Source organism: Cupriavidus sp. BIS7 (assembly GCF_000292345.1).
GTDB lineage: Bacteria > Pseudomonadota > Gammaproteobacteria > Burkholderiales > Burkholderiaceae > Cupriavidus.
On the sequence record NZ_ALOU01000093.1, the window covers coordinates 25,387 to 46,212 of the forward strand.

The window sequence follows — 20,826 nt, forward strand, 5'->3', positions numbered from 1 at the left end:
ACGCTAGCCAAAGCACTCGCGCGGAGCCCTGAATCGCCATGTGGCGGCGTTCGTCATCCTCCACCGCACAAGCCGGCGATACGCCTGCCGCGTCAGCGACGGGCAAGCCGAAGCCAACGTCGAACCCAAGCCTGCGCGTGCATCTGCTGCGCGCGCTGGCCACGCCGCTGTTCGCGCTCGTGCTGACCAGTGGCTCGCTGTCTTACTGGCTGGCCGCCCACTACACGACTCAGGTGTTCGATCGCGCGCTGTACGGCGTGGCCAACAACATCGCCCAGCAGATCCGCATCGCCGGGCCACGCCTGGATCAGGACATTCCGATGATCGCGCAGACCCTGGTCGAAGCCGAAGGCTCCGACCGGATCTACTGGCGCATCCACGGTCCCGACGGGCTGATCGGCGGCATGGATACCTGGCTCGGCTACGGCACGGGCCAGACCACGCTGCACGATGCGCGCCTGTTCTATGCGTGGTTCAGCGGCCGCCAGGTGCGTGCGGTGCGCTTGCCGGTCAACCTGCCGCCGCCCGGCCCCGATGAAGCGGGTACGCCTGGCGGAGCCAGCACGCCGCGCGGGCCGATCGTCATCGAGGTGGCAGAGCTGCTCGACCGCCGCGAAACGGCGGCCAATGAAATCCTGCTGTCGGTGTCAGTGCCGCTGATCCTGCTGCTGCTGGTTGGCGGTCTGATCCTGTCGCATGTGCTGAAGGAAGAACTTGTACCGCTGCAGATCCTCACCGACAAGCTCAACCGCCAGACCGCGCGCTCGCTGGCCGCACTCGACGAAACCCAGGTGCCGGCCGAGGTCGAACCGCTGATTCGCGCGCTGAACGCGCTGCTGTCCAGGCTGCGCGACGCCCTGGACGCCCAGCGCAAGTTCATTGCCGATGCCGCGCACCAGCTTCGCACGCCGCTTACCGCGGTAAAGCTGCATGCCGATCGCGCGGTCGATGCCGATTCGTTCGACGTGGCACGCCAGGCTTTGCGCGAAGTCCAGACTGCCGCCGATCGCGCGGTGCGCCTGTCCAACCAGTTGCTGTCGCTGGCGCGGGCCGAGCCGGGGTTGTCGCTGGAGCGGCTTGGGCCGGTCGAGCATTTCGACCTGGCCGAACTGGCCTTTGAAACGGGTGCCGAGTGGGTGCCGCAGGCGCTGGCGCGACGTGTCGACCTGGGCTTTGAAGTGCTGCCCGGTCCCACGTTCACGGGCGGTGCGCCAGCCGTGGTGCGCGGCAACCGGCTGCTGATGCGGGAAGCACTGTCGAACCTGATCGACAACGCGGTGAAGTATGTGCCCTCGGGCGGGCGGATCACGGTGCGCGCCGGCGGCGAGGCCATGGGCCATCGCGGCATGGCCGTGGTGATGATCGAGGATAACGGCCCCGGTATTGCGCTGGCGCGCCGCGAGGAGGTGTTCAAGCGCTTCTTCCGCGGCGATCACACGCCGGGCGCGCAGCCGATCCAGGCCGTGCCCAGCGGCGCGGGCCTTGGGCTGGCCATCGTGCATGAGATCGTGACGCTGCACCAGGGCACGATCCGCATCGAGGACGTACCCGCACCTGCGGGCTCCCAGACAGGTTCCCAGACAGGCCCCCAGACAGCGTTGGCCGCCGGGACGGTATCCGGCGAGATCGACGAGACCGTGGGCGGCGAGCCGCCGGTGCGTCGTCCGACCATGCGCTTCGTGATCCGGATCCCCTGCGAAGCGCCCGGGACCGCGGCCTGAACGGGCCGTCCTGCCTTACTTCTTGTCCTTCGGTGCCAGCATCGTGCCGCGGCAGTTCGGGCTGCCGCAACGGCACTCGTATTCCTTCTTGAGCTTCTTCGTGTAGCGCGCGTCGATCACGAGGCCATAGTCGTAGAACAGTTCCTCGCCTGGCTGGATGTCGCGCAGCGCATGGATAAAGACACGGCCCTTCTTCTCGCGTGCCTCGCAGTTCGGCTCGCAGGCGTGGTTGATCCAGCGCGCGCGGTTGCCACCGAACTTGGCGTCGATCACGTCACCGTCTTCCAGGCTGAAGTAGAAAGTGTGGTTTGGGTCGCTCGGATCGTGCGGATGGCGGTTGAGCGCTTCCTTCCACGAAATGTGCTCGCCCTTGTACTCGATCACACGCTCGCCCTCGGCAATGTGGCCGATCGCGTATACGCCCCTGCCGTGCACGCCCGATTGGCGCACCTCGATGCGATCGCTGGCGGTTTTCTTCTTGCCCGCCTTTTCCTCTTTGGCGTCCTTGGCCTTGTCCGACATGTGCTGATTCCCGTAAACGGTGGATGGCCGGTCCAGTCCGGCGCGAACCGGATGATACCCGTGGAGGCATGTCAGGTATACGCGCCAGGTCCGTATACGTCACAGCCGGCAATGTGGATAACCAGGCCAATTTCTGTGGAAAAGCGCGCGCGTTTGGTGTGGGTTTACTGGGGCTGGCATGGGGACGAGTCAGGAACAACTCGGGAGGTATACGTCCACCCCCTCATCCAAACGGTCGAGTCATCCACGCGGCCCGGGAATTCTTCCCTGCACTTTCGGTATACGTAAACACTTGATCTGCTTGACGTATACGGGGTTATCCACAGAAACGGGCGCTGCTTACCTACTACTACTATTCGTATACATGAAAAGAAGATGTAAACCGTATGCATGAGATGCGCCGGCAGGCGTATACGTCGACGCGTGGCCGGCACCCCTCCAATTCCAGGCCAGATCAAAAAATAAGCAGCAGCGGCAACGTGCGCTGGCGCGTATACCGCCCGCAGGCCACGTAAACGCTGCTGGAGCCCCCTGAAGGCCCTGAGACGTCCTTAGGGGCCCTCAGCGGTCCTGGGGGCTCTGGAAGACCTCAGACGGCCGTATACGTCTCCTTGGGCCCTCTGCGGCTTATGGAACGTCCAAGCCCTTCCAGGGCCGTATACGGGCTTCAGGTACGCGCTCCAGGCCCTCGCCATTACCCTGCCTTCCCCCAACCCGCGCGGCTGCACAGCCGGTGGCAGTAACAATCTGTTCCCGGTGCCCTTTGCCCGACACGGTATGATGTGGCCCGCGGCGTCTTTGCCGGAGCGGCTTCCAGGGTGGAGCCCCCGGTCGGGGCGTCAGTGTTTTTTCAACTCGATACGGAGTGAAGCATGACGAAAACTGAACTGATCGACGCGATCGCAGCAGGTGTGGACGGTCTGACCAAGGCCAAGGCTGAACAGGCTCTCAACGTGACCCTGGGCGCCATCATGGACGCCGTGGCCAAGGGCGACACCCTGAGCCTGATCGGCTTCGGTACCTTCAGCAAGGGCGAGCGTGGCGAGCGCATGGCGCGCAACCCGCGTACGGGCGAAGAGATCAAGGTGGAAGCTGCGAAGACCGTGAAGTTCAAGGCTGGTCAGAAGTTCAAGGACGCCGTCAACCAGTAATGCCGACGGGCGCCTTCGTGCCCATCGTATGACCCCGCCGTGCCGCCGCCAGACGCCAGAACCGGCGCAGGTGCGCGCCAGGCGGGGACGTTATCCACAACGAATTTCCCGCCACGGCGCGGGTAGAATTACACAGACGGTGGCATCACTTTCCAGGCCGCCGGAATTCCCTGAAAAATGGCATCCATGCGTGTTTAATCAAGGCATCGCGGGATGTCGCGATTCGTGGACCTGACATGCTGTACCGCTTGCTGTTGCGCAGATTTCCACAGCGTTATTCACAGCGCTTTCCACACAAGGCTCCACAATTTTCTCCACAGGCGCTGGCGCAGATGCTCACGGGGGCAATCGCCCTGGCCGTGCTCTGTGGTTGCACGACTACCCCACTGCAAACTGCCCGCCCGCAAGCCGTACCGCTGCCCGATTACGAGCGTGTCGTCACCCCGCCCGGGGACACTCAGCGCGAGCGCATCGTCGACATCGCCATGCAGGAATGGCGCAAATGGGGTAGCCAGGTGGTGCGTATCGGGCGGGACGACAGTGCCTGTGTCACACAGAGCCCCCTGCCCGCACCGGTGATTCAGGCACCGGCCGACGATTCGGACGGCGGCGATGTCAGCAGCCAGCCATCGGCCGACACAAATAGCGATGAAAACGACCGTACCAGCGACTGTGTCCGCTTTCCGGATGGCACCGGCATGGAAGCCACGCCGCAGGGCTGCAGGATGGCGCAGCGTTACTGGGCCATCGTTGGCGAGGCGCCGGACTGCCGCCAGATCACCCAGGGCGCCTGGGCCTGGTCCGCGGTGTTCATTTCCTGGGTCATGCGCAAGGCCGGGCTCGACAACGACCAGTTCCTGACCGGGCAATCGCATTCGATGTATGTGGTCGATGCGCGCGACGGCATCCTGCCGCGCCCCGCGTTCCATATCGAGCCGACACCGGCGGTACCCAGGCCGGGAGACCTCATCTGCGCCGGTCGCGGGCGGGACAAGTACATCTCCAGCCCGGATGAGATCGGCTTCGGCACCACGCCGATGCACTGCGACATCGTGGTCAAAGTGGACCCCGCCGCGCGCGTGGTCAAGGCAATTGGTGGCAATGTCCAGCAGTCGGTATCGATGGATGTGATCGACATGAACGATGCTGGCCAGCTAGACAGCTTCACGAACGCGCACATGCCGTGGCTGCTCCTGATGCGCAGCAACCTTCAGTAACGACGATCATCGACGGGATGAATGCAATCTATTTCATGATCGTTGTTGCTATTGATCGTGTCGATATAGCTTTGGCTGCCATTCGATACCCGCAGTTCGTTCAAAACATCTCCGTGCTGCATTGACGGGGTTTGCCACCGCGCGGAACACTGCGCGGTCGCTTTCACACCCCCCTTCAGCACGATGACCGCCACCACAGACACGTTTCGTACCCCGACGACCGCCCGCCGGCTCGTTGCCGAAGGACTGGGTACGGCGTTGCTGATTGCTATCGTGGTGGGGTCCGGCATTCGTGCCGAGCGGCTCGCAGCCGGCAATACCGCGCTTGCGCTGCTGTGCAACGCGCTGGCGACTGGCGCTGGGCTCGTGGCACTGCTGGTGTCGCTGGGCCCGGTCTCCGGCGGTCACTTCAATCCGGTTGTCAGCCTGTCGAACCTGGTTCAGGGCAATCTGTCACCACGTGATGCATTCGGCTACGTACTCGCGCAATTGTGCGGGGCTGTGGCCGGTGTAATGGCTGCGCATGCGATGTTTGGCATGCCGCTGCTGGCGTTCGCAACGCATGTGCGCACCGGACCGCCGATGTGGTGGAGCGAGTTCCTTGCTACGTTCGGGCTGATCGGCCTGGGCCTTGCCACCAGCCGCGCGCGGCCGGGGCTCGTTCCGTTCGTCGTGGCCGGCTATATCACGGCGGGATACTGGTTCACGTCCTCCACGTCGTTTGCCAATCCCGCGCTCACGATTGCGTGCGCGTTGACCGATACCTTTACTGGTATTCGCCCAACGGATGTTCCGATGTTTATTCTGGCACAGATTAGTGGTGCCATGAATGCTGCCATGCTCTTCCAGTGGCTGTGCCCTGCACCGGTCTGTGCGTCTTCCCCTGCGCAGTCAAACCCGCCAGCCCAAGGCTGGCAACGAGCCACCGAACTTACCAGCGCCGATTGAGCTGAACACCGAAGATGGAGCCGGACGCCTGGGACGCCCAGGTGTCGGCCGGCGTGGCAAACGTGATGCCGTCCACATCGTTGGCGCGGCTATACGTATAGAACGCGCGCAGGTTGGCGTTTCCGGCCGCTTTGCCCAGCGTAAGCGTTGGCGCCACGGTGAATGCGGTGCGCTGTCCGCCGACGCCAAACCCGGACGAGATCTGGTCGTGCGCCACCTCGAATGTCAGCCGGAACTGGTCATTGGCAATATATGCAGGCCGGATGCGCGTGGCGGCCCATTGCAGCGTGCCGATGTTCGAGCGATCGAACTGCAGACTTGACTCCACAGAGCCCGCCAGGCCGGAACGGGTTTTCCACTCCACCGAATCGGCTACGCGTACCCGCGACAGCGAGTTGCCCATACCCGAATAGCCAGTCATGGCCGTGCGCGATCCCTGGCCATACTGCAGCCCGAGCCGATTGGTGCCATAAAGCACGCCCTTTTGCTCATGCATGGCCGATGCCCACCACGCGCTGCCCGAATCCTCGACTTCCTGCATTGGCTCCACGCGCGTGAAGCCTATCTGTACCGAACCCTTGTCATTGGTGCCGATAGGCGCCGTACGCACTGTGTGATAGCTGGGCAGCTTGGCGCCATTTAGCTCGTTACGCGCGGTGTATTGATAACTCAGTCCAAAGTCACCGATTTTGGCGTTGTCGACGCCGAATCGCATCGATGGCGAGTTCGGCGGCAGCAGGCCGGACGACATCAGGAACTGATTGTTCTCGCGCCGGCCAGCCCAGACGTTGGCATCTTCCAGCACGGACAGTCCCGACAGTCCGCTGACCGATGTATAGAAGTTAGGCACCAGTGCATAGGGATCCACTGCGGCGGCGTTGCCGTTGTAAGACGTGGCGTTGGTGCCTTTAGCCTGCGCAATCAGCTGAACCTGCGTGCCGCCGCCCATATCGACGAGCGATTCGCGGATCTTGACCTCACCGGAACTGGTGCAGGCCAGCCCCTTGCCGAAACCGGCGGAAGGCGTGCCGCCGCCAACGCAGGCACGCTGAGACCCCGATCGGTCTTCCGCGGCGGCGCGGCCACTGTAGCCAAGCCGCCAGACCGAATCCCCAGCGGGATCTTCGGCAGGCAGTTGCGAGCGCAAGACCGGCGGTGCGTCGGATGGGGTTTCGGCGGAAGCGGCATCTTCTGCGCCGCTGCTGTCAGCGTTGCCCTTCTGAGGCTCGGCCTGAGCGGGAAACTCGCCAAGCCGGTGCGGAAACAGCACGAGCGGCGGAGGCGGCGGGGGCGGCGGCGCGAGGGAGTCGGGCGGGCCCATGAAGTCGGGGTCGGCCGATTGTGAGGACTGTGCGGCCTGTGCGGACTCCACAACGGGTGCCTCTGTCGTCGATGACTGGATCAGATCGCCAAGCGGATCTGCCGATGCTGCCGGCGCAGCGTCAGGTACGGCGGCGAATGGTTCCAGTGACGCGATGGCCGACACGACAGGCGGCGTAGTGCGTTCCGCGATGACCGGCGGCGGTGCCACCGTATTGCCCGTCTGCGCGCAGGCGCTCACGCCCCACGCGGCCAGGATGGCATACGTGAAGCGACGGTGGGCAGGCAGACGACGGGGAGACAGGGCAGAACGCAGCATGGAAACGACGAAACCGGCTTGGGACGAACTCCGGAGCAAGGGCTCAGGTTTTATCAGGTGAACTTTTGGACCGCAAGGCGGGTTACAAAATCCGCGGAACCGTGTGGCTTCTCACATTGCGAAAGGCCTTCGGCACCGTTGCCGAGCATGCTGGCAATCCGTTGCAGAAGTGCGAATTCCTAGCGAAAACCCCCATCCTGACGGGGCTCCGTGCATAAAACGCCACCGCTATAATCGACCGACCTGTCTTGCCGACAAAACAACCGGATTGGGACAGTTCTGCATACATACATATCTATAAAGAGGAGATGTCCATGGAACGCCGTTCCTTCCTGTTGAAAGCGTCCGCGGTGGCAGCCACCGGAGCGCTTGCCGCGTGCGGCAAGGAAGAAAAGCCCGCCGCGCCGGCCGCATCGGCCAGCGCCCCGGCAGCACCCGCCGTCATCGGCAGCAACCCTGCCGTGGAATGGCGGATGGCTTCGAGCTTCCCGAAGTCGCTCGACACGATCTATGGCGGTGGCGAACTGCTGGCCCAACGGGTGAAGGAACTGACGGACGGCAAGTTCACTATCAAGGTATTCGCTGCTGGTGAAATCGTGCCGGGCCTGCAGGTGCTGGACGCTGTGCAGAATCAGACTGTGCAGATTGGCCACACCGCCGGCTACTACTACTTCGGCAAGAACCCGTCGCTGTGCTTCGACACGACGATTCCGTTCGGCCTGACCGCTCGCCAGCAGAACGCCTGGATGATGCAGGGCAACGGCATGAAGCTGATGCGCGAATTCTTCAAGGAATACAACGTCGTCAACTTCCTGGGCGGCAATACCAACGCCCAGATGGGCGGCTGGTTCCGCAAGGAAATCAAGAGTGTGGCCGACCTGCAGGGCCTGAAGTACCGCATTGCCGGGTTTGCCGGCGTGGTGCTTTCGCGCCTGGGCGTGGTGCCGCAGCAGATTGCCGGCGGCGACATCTACCCCGCGCTGGAAAAGGGCACGATCGACGCGGCCGAGTGGGTGGGCCCGTATGACGACGAGAAGCTCGGCTTCTACAAGGTGGCACCGTACTACTACTACCCGGGCTGGTGGGAAGGCAGCGCCCAGCTGTCGTTCTACGCATCGGCGCCCGAGTTCGAGAAGCTGCCTGCGCTCTACAAGCGCGCGCTGGAAACGGCCACCATCGAAGCCCACACGAACATGATGGCCAAGTACGACACCGTGAACCCGCAGGCGCTGGCCCGCCTGCTGGAAAACGGCGTGAAACTGCGTCCGTTCTCGAAGGAGATCATGGAAGCCTGCTTCAAGGCCACGCAGGAAGCGTACGCGGACGAAAGCGCCAAGAACCCGTCGTTCAAGAAGATCTATGACGACTGGCGCGTCTTCCGCAACAACGAAGCCGCCTGGTTCAACGTGGCCGAGCAGGCGTTCTCCCAGTTCAGCTTCGCGCGCAAGCTGTAAGTACGCGGTTTACCCCTCCCACTTCGCGGTGCGAGGGGGCGCATAACGACGGATGGCGTCACCCAACGCCCTGACAGCCGGCATCGGCAGTCAGGGCGCTTTTATTTCCGGCATACCGGAAACTCGCTGATTCCGACAGTCCTGCTATCGATCAAATACAGAACTCCGCATCCTTCCTATCCTTTTGATCCATCGTCTTGATGGGAAAATTGGAGATACCAATGGAACGAATGCCGGAACGACGTCCTTCAGTTTCAATTGAAGAAAATATGCGGGTTTCCCGGAGAGCAGCTAGGTTTCGCGGGCCATTGTTTTACATCTGGTTCTATCAGCAGGTCCGCAATGGCGGACCATGGGATTACAAGCAGGAAAGTCGCGACTACGAGAATTTTGGCAACTTCCACTATGGGGCCACGGGCTATGCCGGGGGAATTCCAGAAGCCATCCTATTGAGGGCTGCGGGCTGTGCGCAATATTTTGCCGGCACCACTGAACTAGCTTGGGGAAATTGCTTGCGGCATGCCCCATATGGAGATGATCCAAAGGATCAAGAATGGATTCGTGAAGGAATAAAATATGCAAAAAAAAAAGGTTATTAATTACTTTCACCGAATATCGACGCTCCTGTTATCCCTCGGCTTGGCCGGCGTTATTCTGTTTAATTACTGGTCGTCGGATGAAATGCAGGCCGCAGCCAGCAAAATCGTTGTCGACAGGCCGCTATCCGATGATATTCACCTGTACGTGACGGAATGGACCGGCGGCAACGCGACGACGTCATTCGTATTTCGTTACTACCTGACAACCAAGGTGCGGGGGCCGGACGTCGTCAAGGTGCTCGCACAACGGTCCAGCGTCCTGATGGCCGATACCAAGGACGCCGAAATATCGGTGGCGGATCGCAGAATCATTCTCGCGATGAAAGGTCGCGTCTTCAGATTCAGAAATGTTATTTATCTGGCTGATACGGATGGCCGCTTGATTCCGAAACCACTGGAAATTGTTGCTCATTTGGAAACAGAGGCGCCCTGAAGCGTGGGGAGATTCCCGGTAGAATCCGCCGCACTACCGGACCGTTCTCCCGGACACTCCCATGCAACTCGGCATTCTCTACGCGCTGTTCGCGTACATCATCTGGGGCCTGTTGCCCCTCTACATCAAGTCACTGCACGGCGTGGCGCCGCTGGAAATCCTGCTGCACCGCATGGTGTGGTCGCTGGTATTCCTTGGGGCGATCCTGCTGTGGCGCAGGCATTTCGGCTGGCTGCGCGATGTCGTGGCCAATCCGCGCCTGGTGCTCGGCTTTGCTGCCAGCGCAGGCCTGCTCTGCTGCAACTGGTTCCTCTATATCTGGGCGGTTTCGGCCGACCGTGTGGTGGATGCGAGCCTGGGTTACTTCATCAACCCGCTGTTCAGCGTGCTGCTTGGTGTGCTGCTGTTGCACGAGCGGCTGCGGCCGGCCCAATGGCTGTCGATCGCGATTGCCGCGGCCGGCGTGCTCTGGCTGACCGTGACGGCCGGCCAGTTGCCGTGGATCGCATTGGGTCTGGCGGCAACGTTTGCCGGCTACGGCCTGTTGCGCAAGACCGGTGCGCTCGGCGCACTGGAGGGGTTGTCGCTGGAGACGCTGTTGCTGTTTCCGCTGGCGGCCGTCACGCTTGGCTTCCTGTTCGTGACCGGTCAGGACACCACACGCGCCGCAGCGCCGGGTACGCAGGTGCTCCTGATGATGGCGGGGCCGATAACTGCCGTGCCCCTGCTGTTCTTCGCGGCCGGCGCGCGGCGCATTCCGCTGTCGCTGCTGGGGCTGCTGCAATACGCGGGACCAACCATCCAGCTCGTGCTTGGCATCTGGCTCTATCACGAGCCGTTTCCGGCCCAGAAGCAGATTGGCTATGCGCTGATCTGGGTATCGCTGGCCATCTACGCGGCTGAAGGCCTGCTGGTGGCTCGGCTGACACAGCGCAAGCCTATTGATGTCAAGAATGATGTTAGTGCGGAGGCGTCACAGTAAATCCATCCTGTCGATGGAATATATCGGCGGCAGGTTGAGGGCTCTCCGCAAAATCCGGACACAACACTATACTGTACGTTTATACAGTATCGAAACGCCCTCTTCCGTCCATGTCCTCACCTGTCCGGCGCATTGCTCATCTCGACATGGACGCCTTCTATGCGTCGGTGGAGCTGTTGCGCTATCCCGACCTGCGCGGCCATGCCGTTGTCATTGGCGGCGGCCGCAACGCCGCCCCCGAGACTCAGCCCGACGGCACGCGCAGCTACGCGCGTTTGCGTGACTACGTAGGGCGCGGCGTGGTAACCACGTCGACCTACGAAGCCCGTGCGCTCGGCGTGTTCTCGGCCATGGGCATGATGAAGGCGGCCAGGCTGGCGCCTGACGCAGTTCTGCTGCCTACCGATTTCGACGCCTACCGACGCTATTCGGGCCTGTTCAAGGCTGCGGTCAGAGCATTCACGGGACAAATAGAAGACCGTGGAATCGATGAAATATATATCGATCTGACTGATGTGCCTGGCGACGCGCGCGATGTGGCGGCGCGCATCAAGGCGGCCGTCAAGGACGCAACCGGCCTGACCTGCTCGATCTGCGTGGCGCCGAACAAGCTGCTGGCCAAGATCGGTTCCGAACTCGACAAGCCCGATGGCCTGACGATCCTGACCCCGGCGGACATTCCTACGCGGATCTGGCCGCTGGCGGCGCGCAAGGTCAATGGCATCGGCCCGAAGGCGGCGGAAAAGCTGGCCGCTATCGGCATCGAGACCGTGGGCGAACTGGCCGAGGCCGACCCCGGGCTGCTGCAGGCCCATTTCGGCCGCAACTACGCAAGCTGGCTGGCCGAAGTTGCCAACGGGCGCGACGAGAGGCCGGTGGTGGTCAGCTCGGAGCCCAAGTCGATGAGTCGCGAAACCACGTTCGAGCGTGACCTGCATCCGCGCAACGACCGTCCCGTACTCTCCGAGCAGTTCACCCGGCTCTGCATGCACGTGGCCGAGGATCTGCGGCGCAAGGGCTACGTGGGGCGCACGGTTGGCATCAAGCTGCGGTTCGACGATTTCCACACCGTGACGCGCGACCTGACCATGACGGTGCACACCGCCGATGGCGCGGCGATCCGGCGCGGCGCCACCGAGTGCCTGAAGCGCATCCCGCTCGAGCGGCGCATCCGGCTGCTCGGCGTGCGCGTCAGTGCGTTGATTCCTGCTGGCGAACAGGGCGACGATCCGGCGCCGGTACAGGAGGAATTTCGCTTCGATGCCGATCCGGATGAGCCCGCGCCGCGTTGATCCGCGCTGAAAAGCCCTAAAGCCCCCACGTCATATGGCCTTTTTCATGTGCCGGTAGAATCGGCCGCCATGACATCCGCCACCGCCCAGCGCGCCGAAGCGCCCGCCTGGATCACGCTGCTACTGGCCACCGCCTGCGGCATGATCGTCGCCAATCTCTACTACGCCCAGCCGCTGGTCGGCCCGATCGCACGGGCCTTGCAGCTCTCGCCGGAGATCGCCGGCCTGATCGTTACGCTGATCCAGATTGGCTATTGCGCCGGCCTGCTGCTGCTGGTGCCGCTGGGCGATATCGTCGAGAACCGCAGGCTTGTGCTGACGCTGATCGGCGGGTGCGCGGCGGCGCTGCTGGCGGCCGCGCTGGCCAGTCACGCGAGCGTGTTCCTGATTGCCGGTTGTGCAATCGGCCTGTGCTCGGTGGCCGTGCAGGTACTGGTACCGTTTGCGGCGCACCTGGCGCCCGAACATGCGCGCGGACGTGCCGTCGGCAATGTGACCAGCGGCCTGCTGATGGGCATCATGCTGGCGCGCCCGGTGTCGAGCGTGGTGTCCGACCTGTTCGGCTGGCATGCGATCTTCGCGGCATCGGCCGTGGCCATGGTGCTGCTCGGTGTAGTGCTGTCGCGCAAGCTGCCGCAGCGCCGGCCGGCCCCCGGCGTCAACTACATCGGCATGCTTGGGTCGATGGCGCACCTGCTGCGCACGCAGCCGGTGTTGCGCAGGCGCGCGCTGTACCAGGCCGCCATGTTTGGCGTATTCAGCCTGTTCTGGACCACCACGCCGCTGTATCTGGCCGGGCCCGCGTTCCACATGTCCCAGACCGGTATCGCCGTGTTTGCGCTGGTGGGTGTGACTGGCGCGATTGCCGCGCCAATGGCCGGCCGATATGCCGATCACGGCCACAGCCACCAGATGACGGCGATCGCGCTGGCGCTGGGCGCCGGCTCGTTCCTGCTGAGCCGTATCGGGGCGGAGGGCTCGCTGCTGTCGCTGCTGGCCCTGACCGTCGCGGCCATCGTGCTCGACTTCGCGGTCTCGTCGAACCTCGTGATCGGCCAGCGGGCCATCTTCTCGTTGTCAGATGAGCATCGCAGCCGCCTGAACGGTCTCTACATGGCGATTTTCTTCGTGGGCGGCGCGATTGGCTCATCGGTCGGCGCATGGGCCTATGCCCGCGCCGGCTGGCCGCTGGCGAGCTGGATCGGCTTCGCGCTGCCTGCCATCGCCCTGCTCTATTTCCGCACGGAGCCCCGCCAGCGCTGACGCCGTTCCCGCCCCACGTGCCATGCGCGGCGCGGCTGCACTACACTGTGCCAGTTTGCCGTTGCCGTAGTTGTCGCCGAAGCAGTCATCGCAGTACCCGCAACAAGCGGGCTTGCCTGGAGACGTTCGATGTCGTGGCACAAAATGCTGCCGGGGCCGCGCTGGCTGCCGAACGCGGCACTGATGCATCCGCAACGGGTTGTGGTGGTGGGATTCAGCATCGCAATGCTGCTGATGTTCATCGTTGGTGTACGCGACCTGTACCTGCTGCGCGAGCGCGTGTTGAGCCTGCACCAGCATGACGTGGCGCTGCGCGCGCGCGGTACCGAGGCAGTCATCAACTCCGAGCGTTTCAAGCTGTCGTTCTTGCGCGATTACGCGCAGCAGCTCATCGAGCTTCAGCAGGGGGCGGGCCGCGTAACCGGCGACGACGCGATCGAGCAGGCCTATGCGGCGCGCAATGACCACGTGTGGCAACTGCCGGTGCCATTCGGCGACTCGCCGGTCGTGGGCGTCTCACCCGATGTGATGAAGGGGCTCGCGGGGTTCGACCGTCGCGACGATGAACTGCGGGCCGATCTTCGCGCGGCTCGCCAGCTCAGCCATGTGCTCGGCGTCAACCAGCGCAGCAATCGTTCCGAGGGCAACTTCACATTCATTTCGAGCAACGGTTTCTACGTCACCTACCCTCCGCTACCGCTGGACAAGGCGCCGGAACTGATCAGGCGCTTCAACGACATGGCCTACTACCGAGGCCTGCTCCCCGATCGCGATCCGAACCAGGACATGCGCTGGGCGCCGATCTACACACAGTACGAAAGCGCCGCGTTACTTACCACGTTGAGCGTGCCCGTCTATGTGGAAAAGCGCTTTCGCGGCGTGGTGGCCGTGGACGTGGAGCTGAGTCTGCTGCGTGACATGATCGGCCAGCCGGAAGTTGTGGGCGCCCGGCGCTATCTGCTGGACCGCAAGGGCGATGCCATCGTATCGAGCGAGACCAAGGACAGGACAAACCTGCGCTGGCCGGATGATTTCGGAAAGGGCCTGCGCAACATCCCTGTCACGAAGCTCTATGCGCGCGGTGCGGGCATGCTGCACGTCGATGGCCAGTACGTGATCTTCGAGCGCGTGGGGAGTGCCGGCAACTGGATGTTGATCGATACGCTCGACGACCTTGACGTCTACCGCACCGTTGCCGAGCGCACCAGCCTTCCGCTACTGGCAATCTGGATCGCATTGCCACTGCTGATGTACATCACGCTGCGCGTAGTGACGCTGCTGTTCAGGCACTATCTCGCCGCGGGTGAAAAGCTGCAGCAGATGGCCGAGACCGATCCGCTGACCGGCCTTGCCAACCGGCGCCATTTCAGCGACGCATACAGGAAGGAATCGGCCCGCGCGCTGCGCGACGAGAAGCCGCTGGCCATGCTGATGCTGGACATCGACTTCTTCAAGCGCGTGAACGACAAATGGGGCCATGCCAGCGGTGATCGCGTACTGACGGCGCTGGCGGACGTGCTGCGCAACAGCCTGCGCGCAGCGGACCTGCCGGCCCGCCTGGGCGGCGAGGAATTCGCCGTGCTGCTGCCCGGCGCCACGATGATCGAGGCCACGGCGACGGCCGAACGGCTGCGCGTTGCGATGGCGGCCGCAAGCGTGGAACCGGCGCCCGATGCGCCGCCGCCCGAAACGGGCGACGGACGCATCCGCTTCACCGTGTCTATTGGTGTTGCAGAAGCCGTGACCGACGGATGCCGGACACTCGACGCCATGCTGGCAGTGGCCGACCGCCGGCTCTATGCCGCCAAGCAAGCGGGGCGAAATCGGGTATGCGCAGCAGATGCGCTGGCCGACTGTGCAGCGGCGCCGCAAGTCCAGGGATAAGGCAGGTCATGGCCAACTCCTGATGCCATTCAGCGCAACAGGAACGCAATGTCGTCGGCGGTAATGACCGACGCCGGAATCCCCTTGCGGCGCTGAAACAGGATGTGTTGCTGAACGCGGCTGCGCTGCTCGGCAAATACCGCGGGGTCGATCGCCACGCCACTGCGCGCATAGTGCTGGACCAGCAGCTTGTAGGCGCGATGACGGATCTGCAGCGTTTCGTTCTCGGCGCGCAGGCGTTGCCATTCGGCAGGGCTCAGATCGAGTGTGTGGTTGAGTTCGTCGACCGTGCGCGAATGCAGGTCTCGATAGAGATCGCGCTCGGCCTCGGCACGGTGCAATTCGTCGCGCAGCGCCGTGATCTTGCGTTGCAGCTTGAGCGACTGGCCGACGGCCGCCTGCATGCCCTTGGCGGCTTCCAGCGCCTGGTTTGCCGCCGCTACCGTGCTTTTCCACAGTCCGCGATCGACGCCCGCGTCCAGTTCCGACGGCCAGCCGTCGGACGCCCTGATTGTTGTATCCATTGTTGACCCCAGTGACACCCTTTTGAAACACCCGTTTTGGCCGGCCGCATCGTCGTGCGGCGGTCCGCTTCGTTGTCATGGTTGCGCCGTCTGTGCGGCAGGCAACTCAGAACAATCCTAGTGAGATGTCTATCGGCCGCCAAGTCAAAGATGTTTAGATCAGATTTCCCGCCGGATCCGATTGCCGAAAAACCACAGGCGCTTGCAGGCGCCGTCATACGGGTGCAGCAGACAAAGGAGACAACACCACGTAAACCCCGACACATTAGCTGACGTTTTGACAGGCATTTGACAGTTTCGGCCAACTAGAATCCGGCCCATGACTGCTGCTGCGCATGCCTTCAGCGGTCTGGCCAAAAACATCGTGGCCGTTCTGTCGGCAAAACCACACATTCAAATAAGACTGGAGACTGCGATGACTCGCTCGTTTGCCCGCTTCACCCATGCATTCGTTGCCACGGCGACACTGGCTGCCGCCGTGGTGGCCGCGCCGGCCTATGCGTCGGAATCCCTCAAGGTGATGATCGGCGCCAACCCTGGCGGCGGCTTCGACCAGACCGGCCGTTCGATCGGCGCGGCAATGGTGGCCGCGGGCGTGGCCAAGAGCGCGTCCTATGACAACAAGGGCGGCGCAGGCGGCACGATCGGCCTCACGCAGTTCGTCAACACCGACAAGGGCAACCCGAACGCGCTGATCGTGACGGGCGCCGTGATGGTTGGTGCCATCGAAACCAACCACCCGCCGGTAACGCTGAAGAACGCCACGCCGATCGCACGCCTGTTCGCCGACACGATGGTGCTGACGGTGCCGGCCAGCTCGCCGATCAAGTCGATCAAGGACCTGACCACGCAGCTGAAGGCCAATCCCGGCAGCGTGAGCTGGGGCGGCGGCTCGAAGGGTTCGATCGACCACATCCTGGCAGGCCTGATTGCCAAGGAAGCCGGCGTGGACCCGAAGAAGATCAACTACGTGCCGTTCCAGGGCGGTGGTGAGGCCTCGGCATCGATCCTGGGCGGCCATGTGACCGTCGGCATCGCTGGCGTGTCCGAGTTCCTGCCGTTCATCAAGACCGGCAAGATGCGCGCGCTGGCCGTGACGTCGAAGGATCGCACCGCCGATATCCCGACGCTCAAGGAGCAAGGCATCAACGTCGAGATCTACAACTGGCGCGGCGTCTATGGTGCCCCTGGTATTTCGCCGGAACAGCGCAAGGCCCTGATCGATGCGGTGGTCAAGGGCACCGAGAACCAGGTCTGGAAGGAAGCGCTGCAGAAGAACGACTGGACGCCGTTCCTGCTGACCGGCGACGAGTTCGGCAAGTTTGTGGATGCTGAATCGGCCCGCCTGGGCGGCACGCTGCGCGAACTCGGCGTAGCCAAGTAAGAAGAACGCTCCCATAGGGGACCTGGCGCGAAGGCTGCGGTCCCCGACGATTTCTGTAGTCGCGGAAGTTCGTTTCACCCTGTCGTTCCCGCCCGGCCGCCGTAGTCATGTCCGGCGGCGCGGAGAGCGGCACGGGGCCCGGTGCCGCCACCTGCGTTACACCGAAAATCAAACTATATCGTCACCGGGCCCCGTGACCGTGCGGGTGGCAGGACCATCCGAGAGCCCCATATGAAACCATCCCACGTCTCCATTGGCGTCGCCATTCTGGCGCTGTCCGTCTTTTTCTTCGCCGGATTGCCGGGTATTTCCGGCGATGAAGGCTACGCCGGCCTGTCGCCGCGCTTCGTCCCCACGCTGGTGGCCATCGGCCTGGCCGTGTGCGGCGCACTGCTGACCTGGCAAGGTGTGCGCGGCGGCTTCCGCAACATGCCTGAAGAAGACGCCGAACTGCCTTCGGCCCCGCACAACTTCAAGGGCTTCCTGTGGGTGGCGCTGGGCCTGGTGGCCAACATGGCGCTGATCGGCACGCTGGGCTTTGTGTTCTCGTCGACGCTGATGATGGTTTGCGTGGCGCGGGGCTATGGCAGCCGCCGCATCGTGCGTGACGCACTGATCGGCCTGCTTCTCACGGTGCCGATGTGGGCGCTGTTCGAATTTCTGCTCGGCATCAACCTGCCGCTGCTGCCGGTAGCCGGCTTCTGAGCCTGCACCCCAACGGGAGGAACGATACATGGATATGCTGAACCAGTTGATGCACGGCTTTGCCGTGGCCATCACGCCAATCAACCTGATGTGGGCCCTGGTGGGCTGTTTCCTCGGCACCGCCATCGGCGTGCTGCCCGGCATCGGCCCGGCGCTGACCGTGGCGATGCTGCTGCCGCTGACCGCCAAGGTGGAACCCACCGCCGCACTGATCATGTTCGCCGGCATCTACTACGGTGCGATGTACGGCGGCTCGACGACCTCGATCCTGATGAACACGCCGGGCGAATCGTCGACGATGGTCACCGCGATGGAAGGCAACCTGATGGCCAAGAATGGCCGAGCGGGCCCCGCGCTGGCCACGGCTGCAATCGGCTCGTTCGTGGCCGGCACGATCGCCACGGTGCTGCTGTCGATGTTCGCGCCGGTGGCTGCCGACGTTGCGCTGCAGTTCGGCCCGGGCGAGTACTTCATGATCATGCTGCTGGCCTTCACGACCGTGTCGGCTGTGCTCGGTTCGTCGCTACTGCGTGGCATGACCAGCCTGTTCCTGGGTCTCGGCATCGGCCTGATCGGCATGGATTCGCTGTCCGGACAGACACGCTATTCGATGAACGTCCAGGAGCTGTATGACGGTGTGGACATCGTCGTGGTGGCTGTGGGCCTGTTCGCGGTGGGCGAGGCGCTGTTCAATGCATTCTTCCCGCAACCGGATGGCACGTTCAACAAGCTCAGTTCGGTCCATATGAACAAGTCGGACTGGAAGCGCTCGGTCCCGGCGTGGCTGCGCGGCACGGTCATCGGCTTCCCGTTCGGCCTGATTCCGGCTGGCGGCGCGGAGATTCCGACGTTCCTGTCGTACGCCACCGAAAAGAAACTGTCCAATCACAAGGACGAATTCGGCAGGGTCGGCGCGATCGAAGGCGTGGCGGGTCCGGAAGCCGCCAACAACGCCGCGGTGACCGCCACGCTGGCCCCGCTGCTGACGCTCGGTATCCCGACTTCGAATACCACGGCGATCCTGCTGGCTGCGTTCCAGAACTACAACCTGCAGCCGGGCCCGATGCTGTTCCAGACCTCGGGTGACCTGGTGTGGGGCCTGCTCGCGTCGCTGTATATCGGCAACGTGATGCTGCTGGTGCTGAACCTGCCGGCAATCGGCCTGTGGGTACGCATGCTGCGCGTGCCCACGCCGCTGCTGTACGGCGGCATCCTGATCTTCGCCGGCCTGGGTGCCTATGGCATTCGCCAGTCGTGGTTCGACCTGCTGCTGCTGTTCGTGATCGGCCTGCTGGGTATGGCAATGCGCCGCTTCGATTTCCCGACCGCGCCGGTCATCGTCGGCCTGATCCTGGGGCCGATGGCCGAGAAGCAGCTCCGCAATGCGCTGTCGATTGGCCAGGGCGACTGGAGCCTGTTCATCAAGCAGCCGATCTCCGCAACGATCCTGGCGATGACGGTGGGCGTGGTGGTGATTCCGCGCGTGCTGCGCTGGCATGCGAGCCGCACCACCGCACGCCTCGAGGCGGACAACGCGGCGTAAGACTGTGTTTGCTCCCCTCTCCCGCGTTGCGGGAGAGGGGCCGGGGGAGAGGGCTCGGCGGATCAAGACGCGATATCCGCAAGCAGAACCTCACCGCCCTCTCCCCCAACCCCTCTCCCATTTCATGGGCGAGGGGAGCAACCCCACCCCGCGAAGCACGATTCTGTATCATTGGCGCAAACGACACTTTGCGCGCCGAGGAGACACGGACCGTGCCCGAATCCACTTTCACGCTTGCCAACATAGACGCCACGCTCGAACGCGTGCTGGCCCCCTGGGTGCGTCAACTTGGCCTGCGCGCCGAGGCTGTCGACGCCGATGGCGTGACGCTGCGCCTGCCCTTCAGTGAAACCTTCCGCCATGCAGGCGGCGTGGTGTGCGGCCAGGTGCTGATGTCCGCGGCCGATACGGCGATGATCGTCGCTATCGCCAGCGCGCTCGGCGAGTTCCGCCCGATGACCACGGTCAGTCTCACCACCAACTTCATGCGTCCCGTGATCGACGGCGATGTGCTCGTACGGGCCAACGTGCTGCGCCTGGGCAAGACCGTGGTGTTCGGCGAGATCGAACTGACCGGCCAGGACGGCAAGCTTGCCGTGCAGGCCACCACCACCTACGCACTGCTTTGAACGCCGGCATGTCGAATCCCGCCACCCTCCTCCAGCAGCCGTTCGATCAGATCGTATTTGCCGGCGGCGGCAATCGCTGCTGGTGGCAGGCAGGATGGTGGGACACGGTGGCGCCCGAACTGAAGCTGCGCCCGCGCGTGATTGCCGGCATCTCGGCCGGCGCGGCCACCGCGTGCATGGTCTATGCGCACGATTCGCAACAGACCATGGCCTACTATCGCGAGGTGCTGTCCAACAATCCGCGCAATGCGTATTGGGGCAACCTGCTGCGGCGTGAACGAGTCTTTCCACACTACGGCATCTATCGCAACGCGCTGTTGTCGATCTTCGCGGACCGGCGCCTGGACCGCTTGCAGAAGGCCCCTGAAATCCGCATCGGCGTGGCCCATATCCCGAGCTGGACCGGTCCGCGCCTGGCCGTTGCGGCAGGACTGCTTGCGTACAACATCGACAAGCACCTGCTCAAGACGCTGCATCCAAGGCTGGGTCGCAAGCTGGGTTTCCATCCCGAGTTCGTGCGTGCGCAGGATTGTCGTTCGCCCGAGGACCTGGCCGACCTGCTGCTGCAATCGGCTTCGACGCCGCCGTTCACGCCGGTGCTGCGCCGGCAGGGCCGCGCCGTGCTCGACGGCGGGCTGGTCGACAATGTACCCGTTGATGCACTCGATGACTCGCGCGGCAATGTGCTGGTGCTGGTCACGCGGCTTTATCCGCGCCCGCGCCGCTTCGTGCTGGAAGTGGGCGGCCAGCGCCGTCTGTATCTGCAGCCTTCGCGGCGCGTGCCGATCTCGAGCTGGGACTACACGAAACCCGAAGCGATGACGCATGCGTACGATCTGGGCCGGCGCGATGCGGAGACATTCCTGCGCGAGTGGCCCGAGATCAGGCAGGAACTGTTGCCGGCGTCATAAGCAGCATGCGCCAGACTGGCGCCGG

Annotated in this window: 19 protein-coding genes; 16 read left to right on the top strand and 3 right to left on the bottom strand. The window is 63.5% G+C overall.

Annotated elements, in window-relative coordinates; all coding sequences use genetic code 11:
* Nucleotides 1-38: 38 nt before the first annotated feature.
* A complete protein-coding gene (locus tag B552_RS0125500; protein WP_019451895.1) occupies nt 39-1,721 on the top strand; it encodes a sensor histidine kinase in 1,683 nt (560 codons plus the stop codon).
* Between the two features lie 15 nt (nt 1,722-1,736).
* On the opposite strand, the gene B552_RS0125505 is transcribed toward B552_RS0125500, so the two are convergent.
* The gene (locus B552_RS0125505; RefSeq protein ID WP_019451896.1) at nt 1,737-2,243 is read right to left on the bottom strand and encodes an SET domain-containing protein-lysine N-methyltransferase; all 507 of its coding nucleotides are present in this window, start codon (nt 2,241-2,243) and stop codon (nt 1,737-1,739) included.
* Nucleotides 2,244-3,115: 872 nt separating this feature from the next.
* On the opposite strand from B552_RS0125505, the gene B552_RS0125510 reads away from it, so the two are divergent.
* The 3 genes from B552_RS0125510 to B552_RS0125525 all read left to right on the top strand — a co-directional run bounded on the left by B552_RS0125510 (nt 3,116) and on the right by B552_RS0125525 (nt 5,559).
* On the top strand, nt 3,116-3,394 hold the full coding sequence (locus B552_RS0125510; RefSeq protein WP_019451897.1) for an HU family DNA-binding protein: 279 nt from the start codon (nt 3,116-3,118) through the stop codon (nt 3,392-3,394).
* Nucleotides 3,395-3,630: 236 nt separating this feature from the next.
* Complete coding sequence (locus B552_RS0125515; protein ID WP_026036048.1) at nt 3,631-4,611, top strand: DUF2272 domain-containing protein; 981 nt, start codon at nt 3,631-3,633, stop codon at nt 4,609-4,611.
* A gap of 183 nt (nt 4,612-4,794) precedes the next feature.
* A complete protein-coding gene (locus B552_RS0125525) occupies nt 4,795-5,559 on the top strand; it encodes an MIP/aquaporin family protein (RefSeq protein WP_019451900.1) in 765 nt (254 codons plus the stop codon).
* On the opposite strand, the gene B552_RS0125530 is transcribed toward B552_RS0125525, so the two are convergent.
* The gene (locus tag B552_RS0125530; RefSeq protein WP_019451901.1) at nt 5,543-7,198 is read right to left on the bottom strand and encodes a carbohydrate porin; all 1,656 of its coding nucleotides are present in this window, start codon (nt 7,196-7,198) and stop codon (nt 5,543-5,545) included. The genes B552_RS0125525 and B552_RS0125530 overlap by 17 nt on opposite strands.
* Before the next feature lie 314 nt (nt 7,199-7,512).
* Between B552_RS0125530 and B552_RS0125535 the strand changes: the two genes are divergently transcribed.
* The 7 genes from B552_RS0125535 (at nt 7,513) to B552_RS0125560 (ending at nt 15,105) form a co-directional block, all read left to right on the top strand.
* On the top strand, nt 7,513-8,652 hold the full coding sequence (locus tag B552_RS0125535) for a TRAP transporter substrate-binding protein (RefSeq protein ID WP_019451902.1): 1,140 nt from the start codon (nt 7,513-7,515) through the stop codon (nt 8,650-8,652).
* A 221-nt stretch (nt 8,653-8,873) separates the two neighbouring features.
* Nucleotides 8,874-9,251 (top strand): polymorphic toxin type 44 domain-containing protein, encoded by a 378-nt coding sequence (locus B552_RS28635; RefSeq protein WP_083860359.1) that lies wholly within the window; start codon nt 8,874-8,876, stop codon nt 9,249-9,251.
* On the top strand, nt 9,229-9,684 hold the full coding sequence (locus B552_RS0125540) for a hypothetical protein (protein ID WP_019451903.1): 456 nt from the start codon (nt 9,229-9,231) through the stop codon (nt 9,682-9,684). The genes B552_RS28635 and B552_RS0125540 overlap by 23 nt, the downstream gene beginning before the upstream one ends.
* 61 nt (nt 9,685-9,745) lie before the next feature.
* Entirely contained in the window at nt 9,746-10,666 is a 921-nt protein-coding gene (gene rarD / locus B552_RS0125545; RefSeq protein WP_019451904.1) for an EamA family transporter RarD, read from the top strand.
* A gap of 110 nt (nt 10,667-10,776) precedes the next feature.
* Nucleotides 10,777-11,958, top strand: a complete 1,182-nt coding sequence (gene dinB, locus B552_RS0125550) for a DNA polymerase IV (RefSeq protein WP_026036049.1) — start codon at nt 10,777-10,779, stop codon at nt 11,956-11,958.
* 69 nt (nt 11,959-12,027) lie between these two features.
* Nucleotides 12,028-13,221 (top strand): MFS transporter, encoded by a 1,194-nt coding sequence (locus tag B552_RS0125555; RefSeq protein ID WP_019451906.1) that lies wholly within the window; start codon nt 12,028-12,030, stop codon nt 13,219-13,221.
* Between the two features lie 129 nt (nt 13,222-13,350).
* Complete coding sequence (locus tag B552_RS0125560; protein ID WP_019451907.1) at nt 13,351-15,105, top strand: diguanylate cyclase; 1,755 nt, start codon at nt 13,351-13,353, stop codon at nt 15,103-15,105.
* A gap of 29 nt (nt 15,106-15,134) precedes the next feature.
* Here the strand turns inward: B552_RS0125560 and B552_RS0125565 are convergent, their stop codons facing one another.
* Nucleotides 15,135-15,629, bottom strand: a complete 495-nt coding sequence (locus tag B552_RS0125565) for a hypothetical protein (RefSeq protein WP_019451908.1) — start codon at nt 15,627-15,629, stop codon at nt 15,135-15,137.
* A 415-nt stretch (nt 15,630-16,044) separates the two neighbouring features.
* Here B552_RS0125565 and B552_RS0125570 point away from each other — a divergent pair, with 415 nt between their 5' ends.
* From B552_RS0125570 to B552_RS0125590, 5 genes are all read left to right on the top strand, one after another.
* Nucleotides 16,045-17,013 carry a tripartite tricarboxylate transporter substrate-binding protein gene (locus B552_RS0125570; RefSeq protein WP_019451909.1) on the top strand — a complete coding sequence of 323 codons (969 nt, stop codon included), beginning with the start codon at nt 16,045-16,047 and terminating at the stop codon, nt 17,011-17,013.
* Between the two features lie 231 nt (nt 17,014-17,244).
* Entirely contained in the window at nt 17,245-17,718 is a 474-nt protein-coding gene (locus B552_RS0125575) for a tripartite tricarboxylate transporter TctB family protein (RefSeq protein WP_019451910.1), read from the top strand.
* Nucleotides 17,719-17,746: 28 nt separating this feature from the next.
* Entirely contained in the window at nt 17,747-19,261 is a 1,515-nt protein-coding gene (locus B552_RS0125580; protein WP_019451911.1) for a tripartite tricarboxylate transporter permease, read from the top strand.
* 212 nt (nt 19,262-19,473) lie between these two features.
* Nucleotides 19,474-19,890, top strand: a complete 417-nt coding sequence (locus B552_RS0125585) for a PaaI family thioesterase (RefSeq protein WP_035880339.1) — start codon at nt 19,474-19,476, stop codon at nt 19,888-19,890.
* An 8-nt stretch (nt 19,891-19,898) separates the two neighbouring features.
* On the top strand, nt 19,899-20,801 hold the full coding sequence (locus B552_RS0125590; RefSeq protein WP_019451913.1) for a patatin-like phospholipase family protein: 903 nt from the start codon (nt 19,899-19,901) through the stop codon (nt 20,799-20,801).
* Nucleotides 20,802-20,826 lie beyond the last annotated feature (25 nt).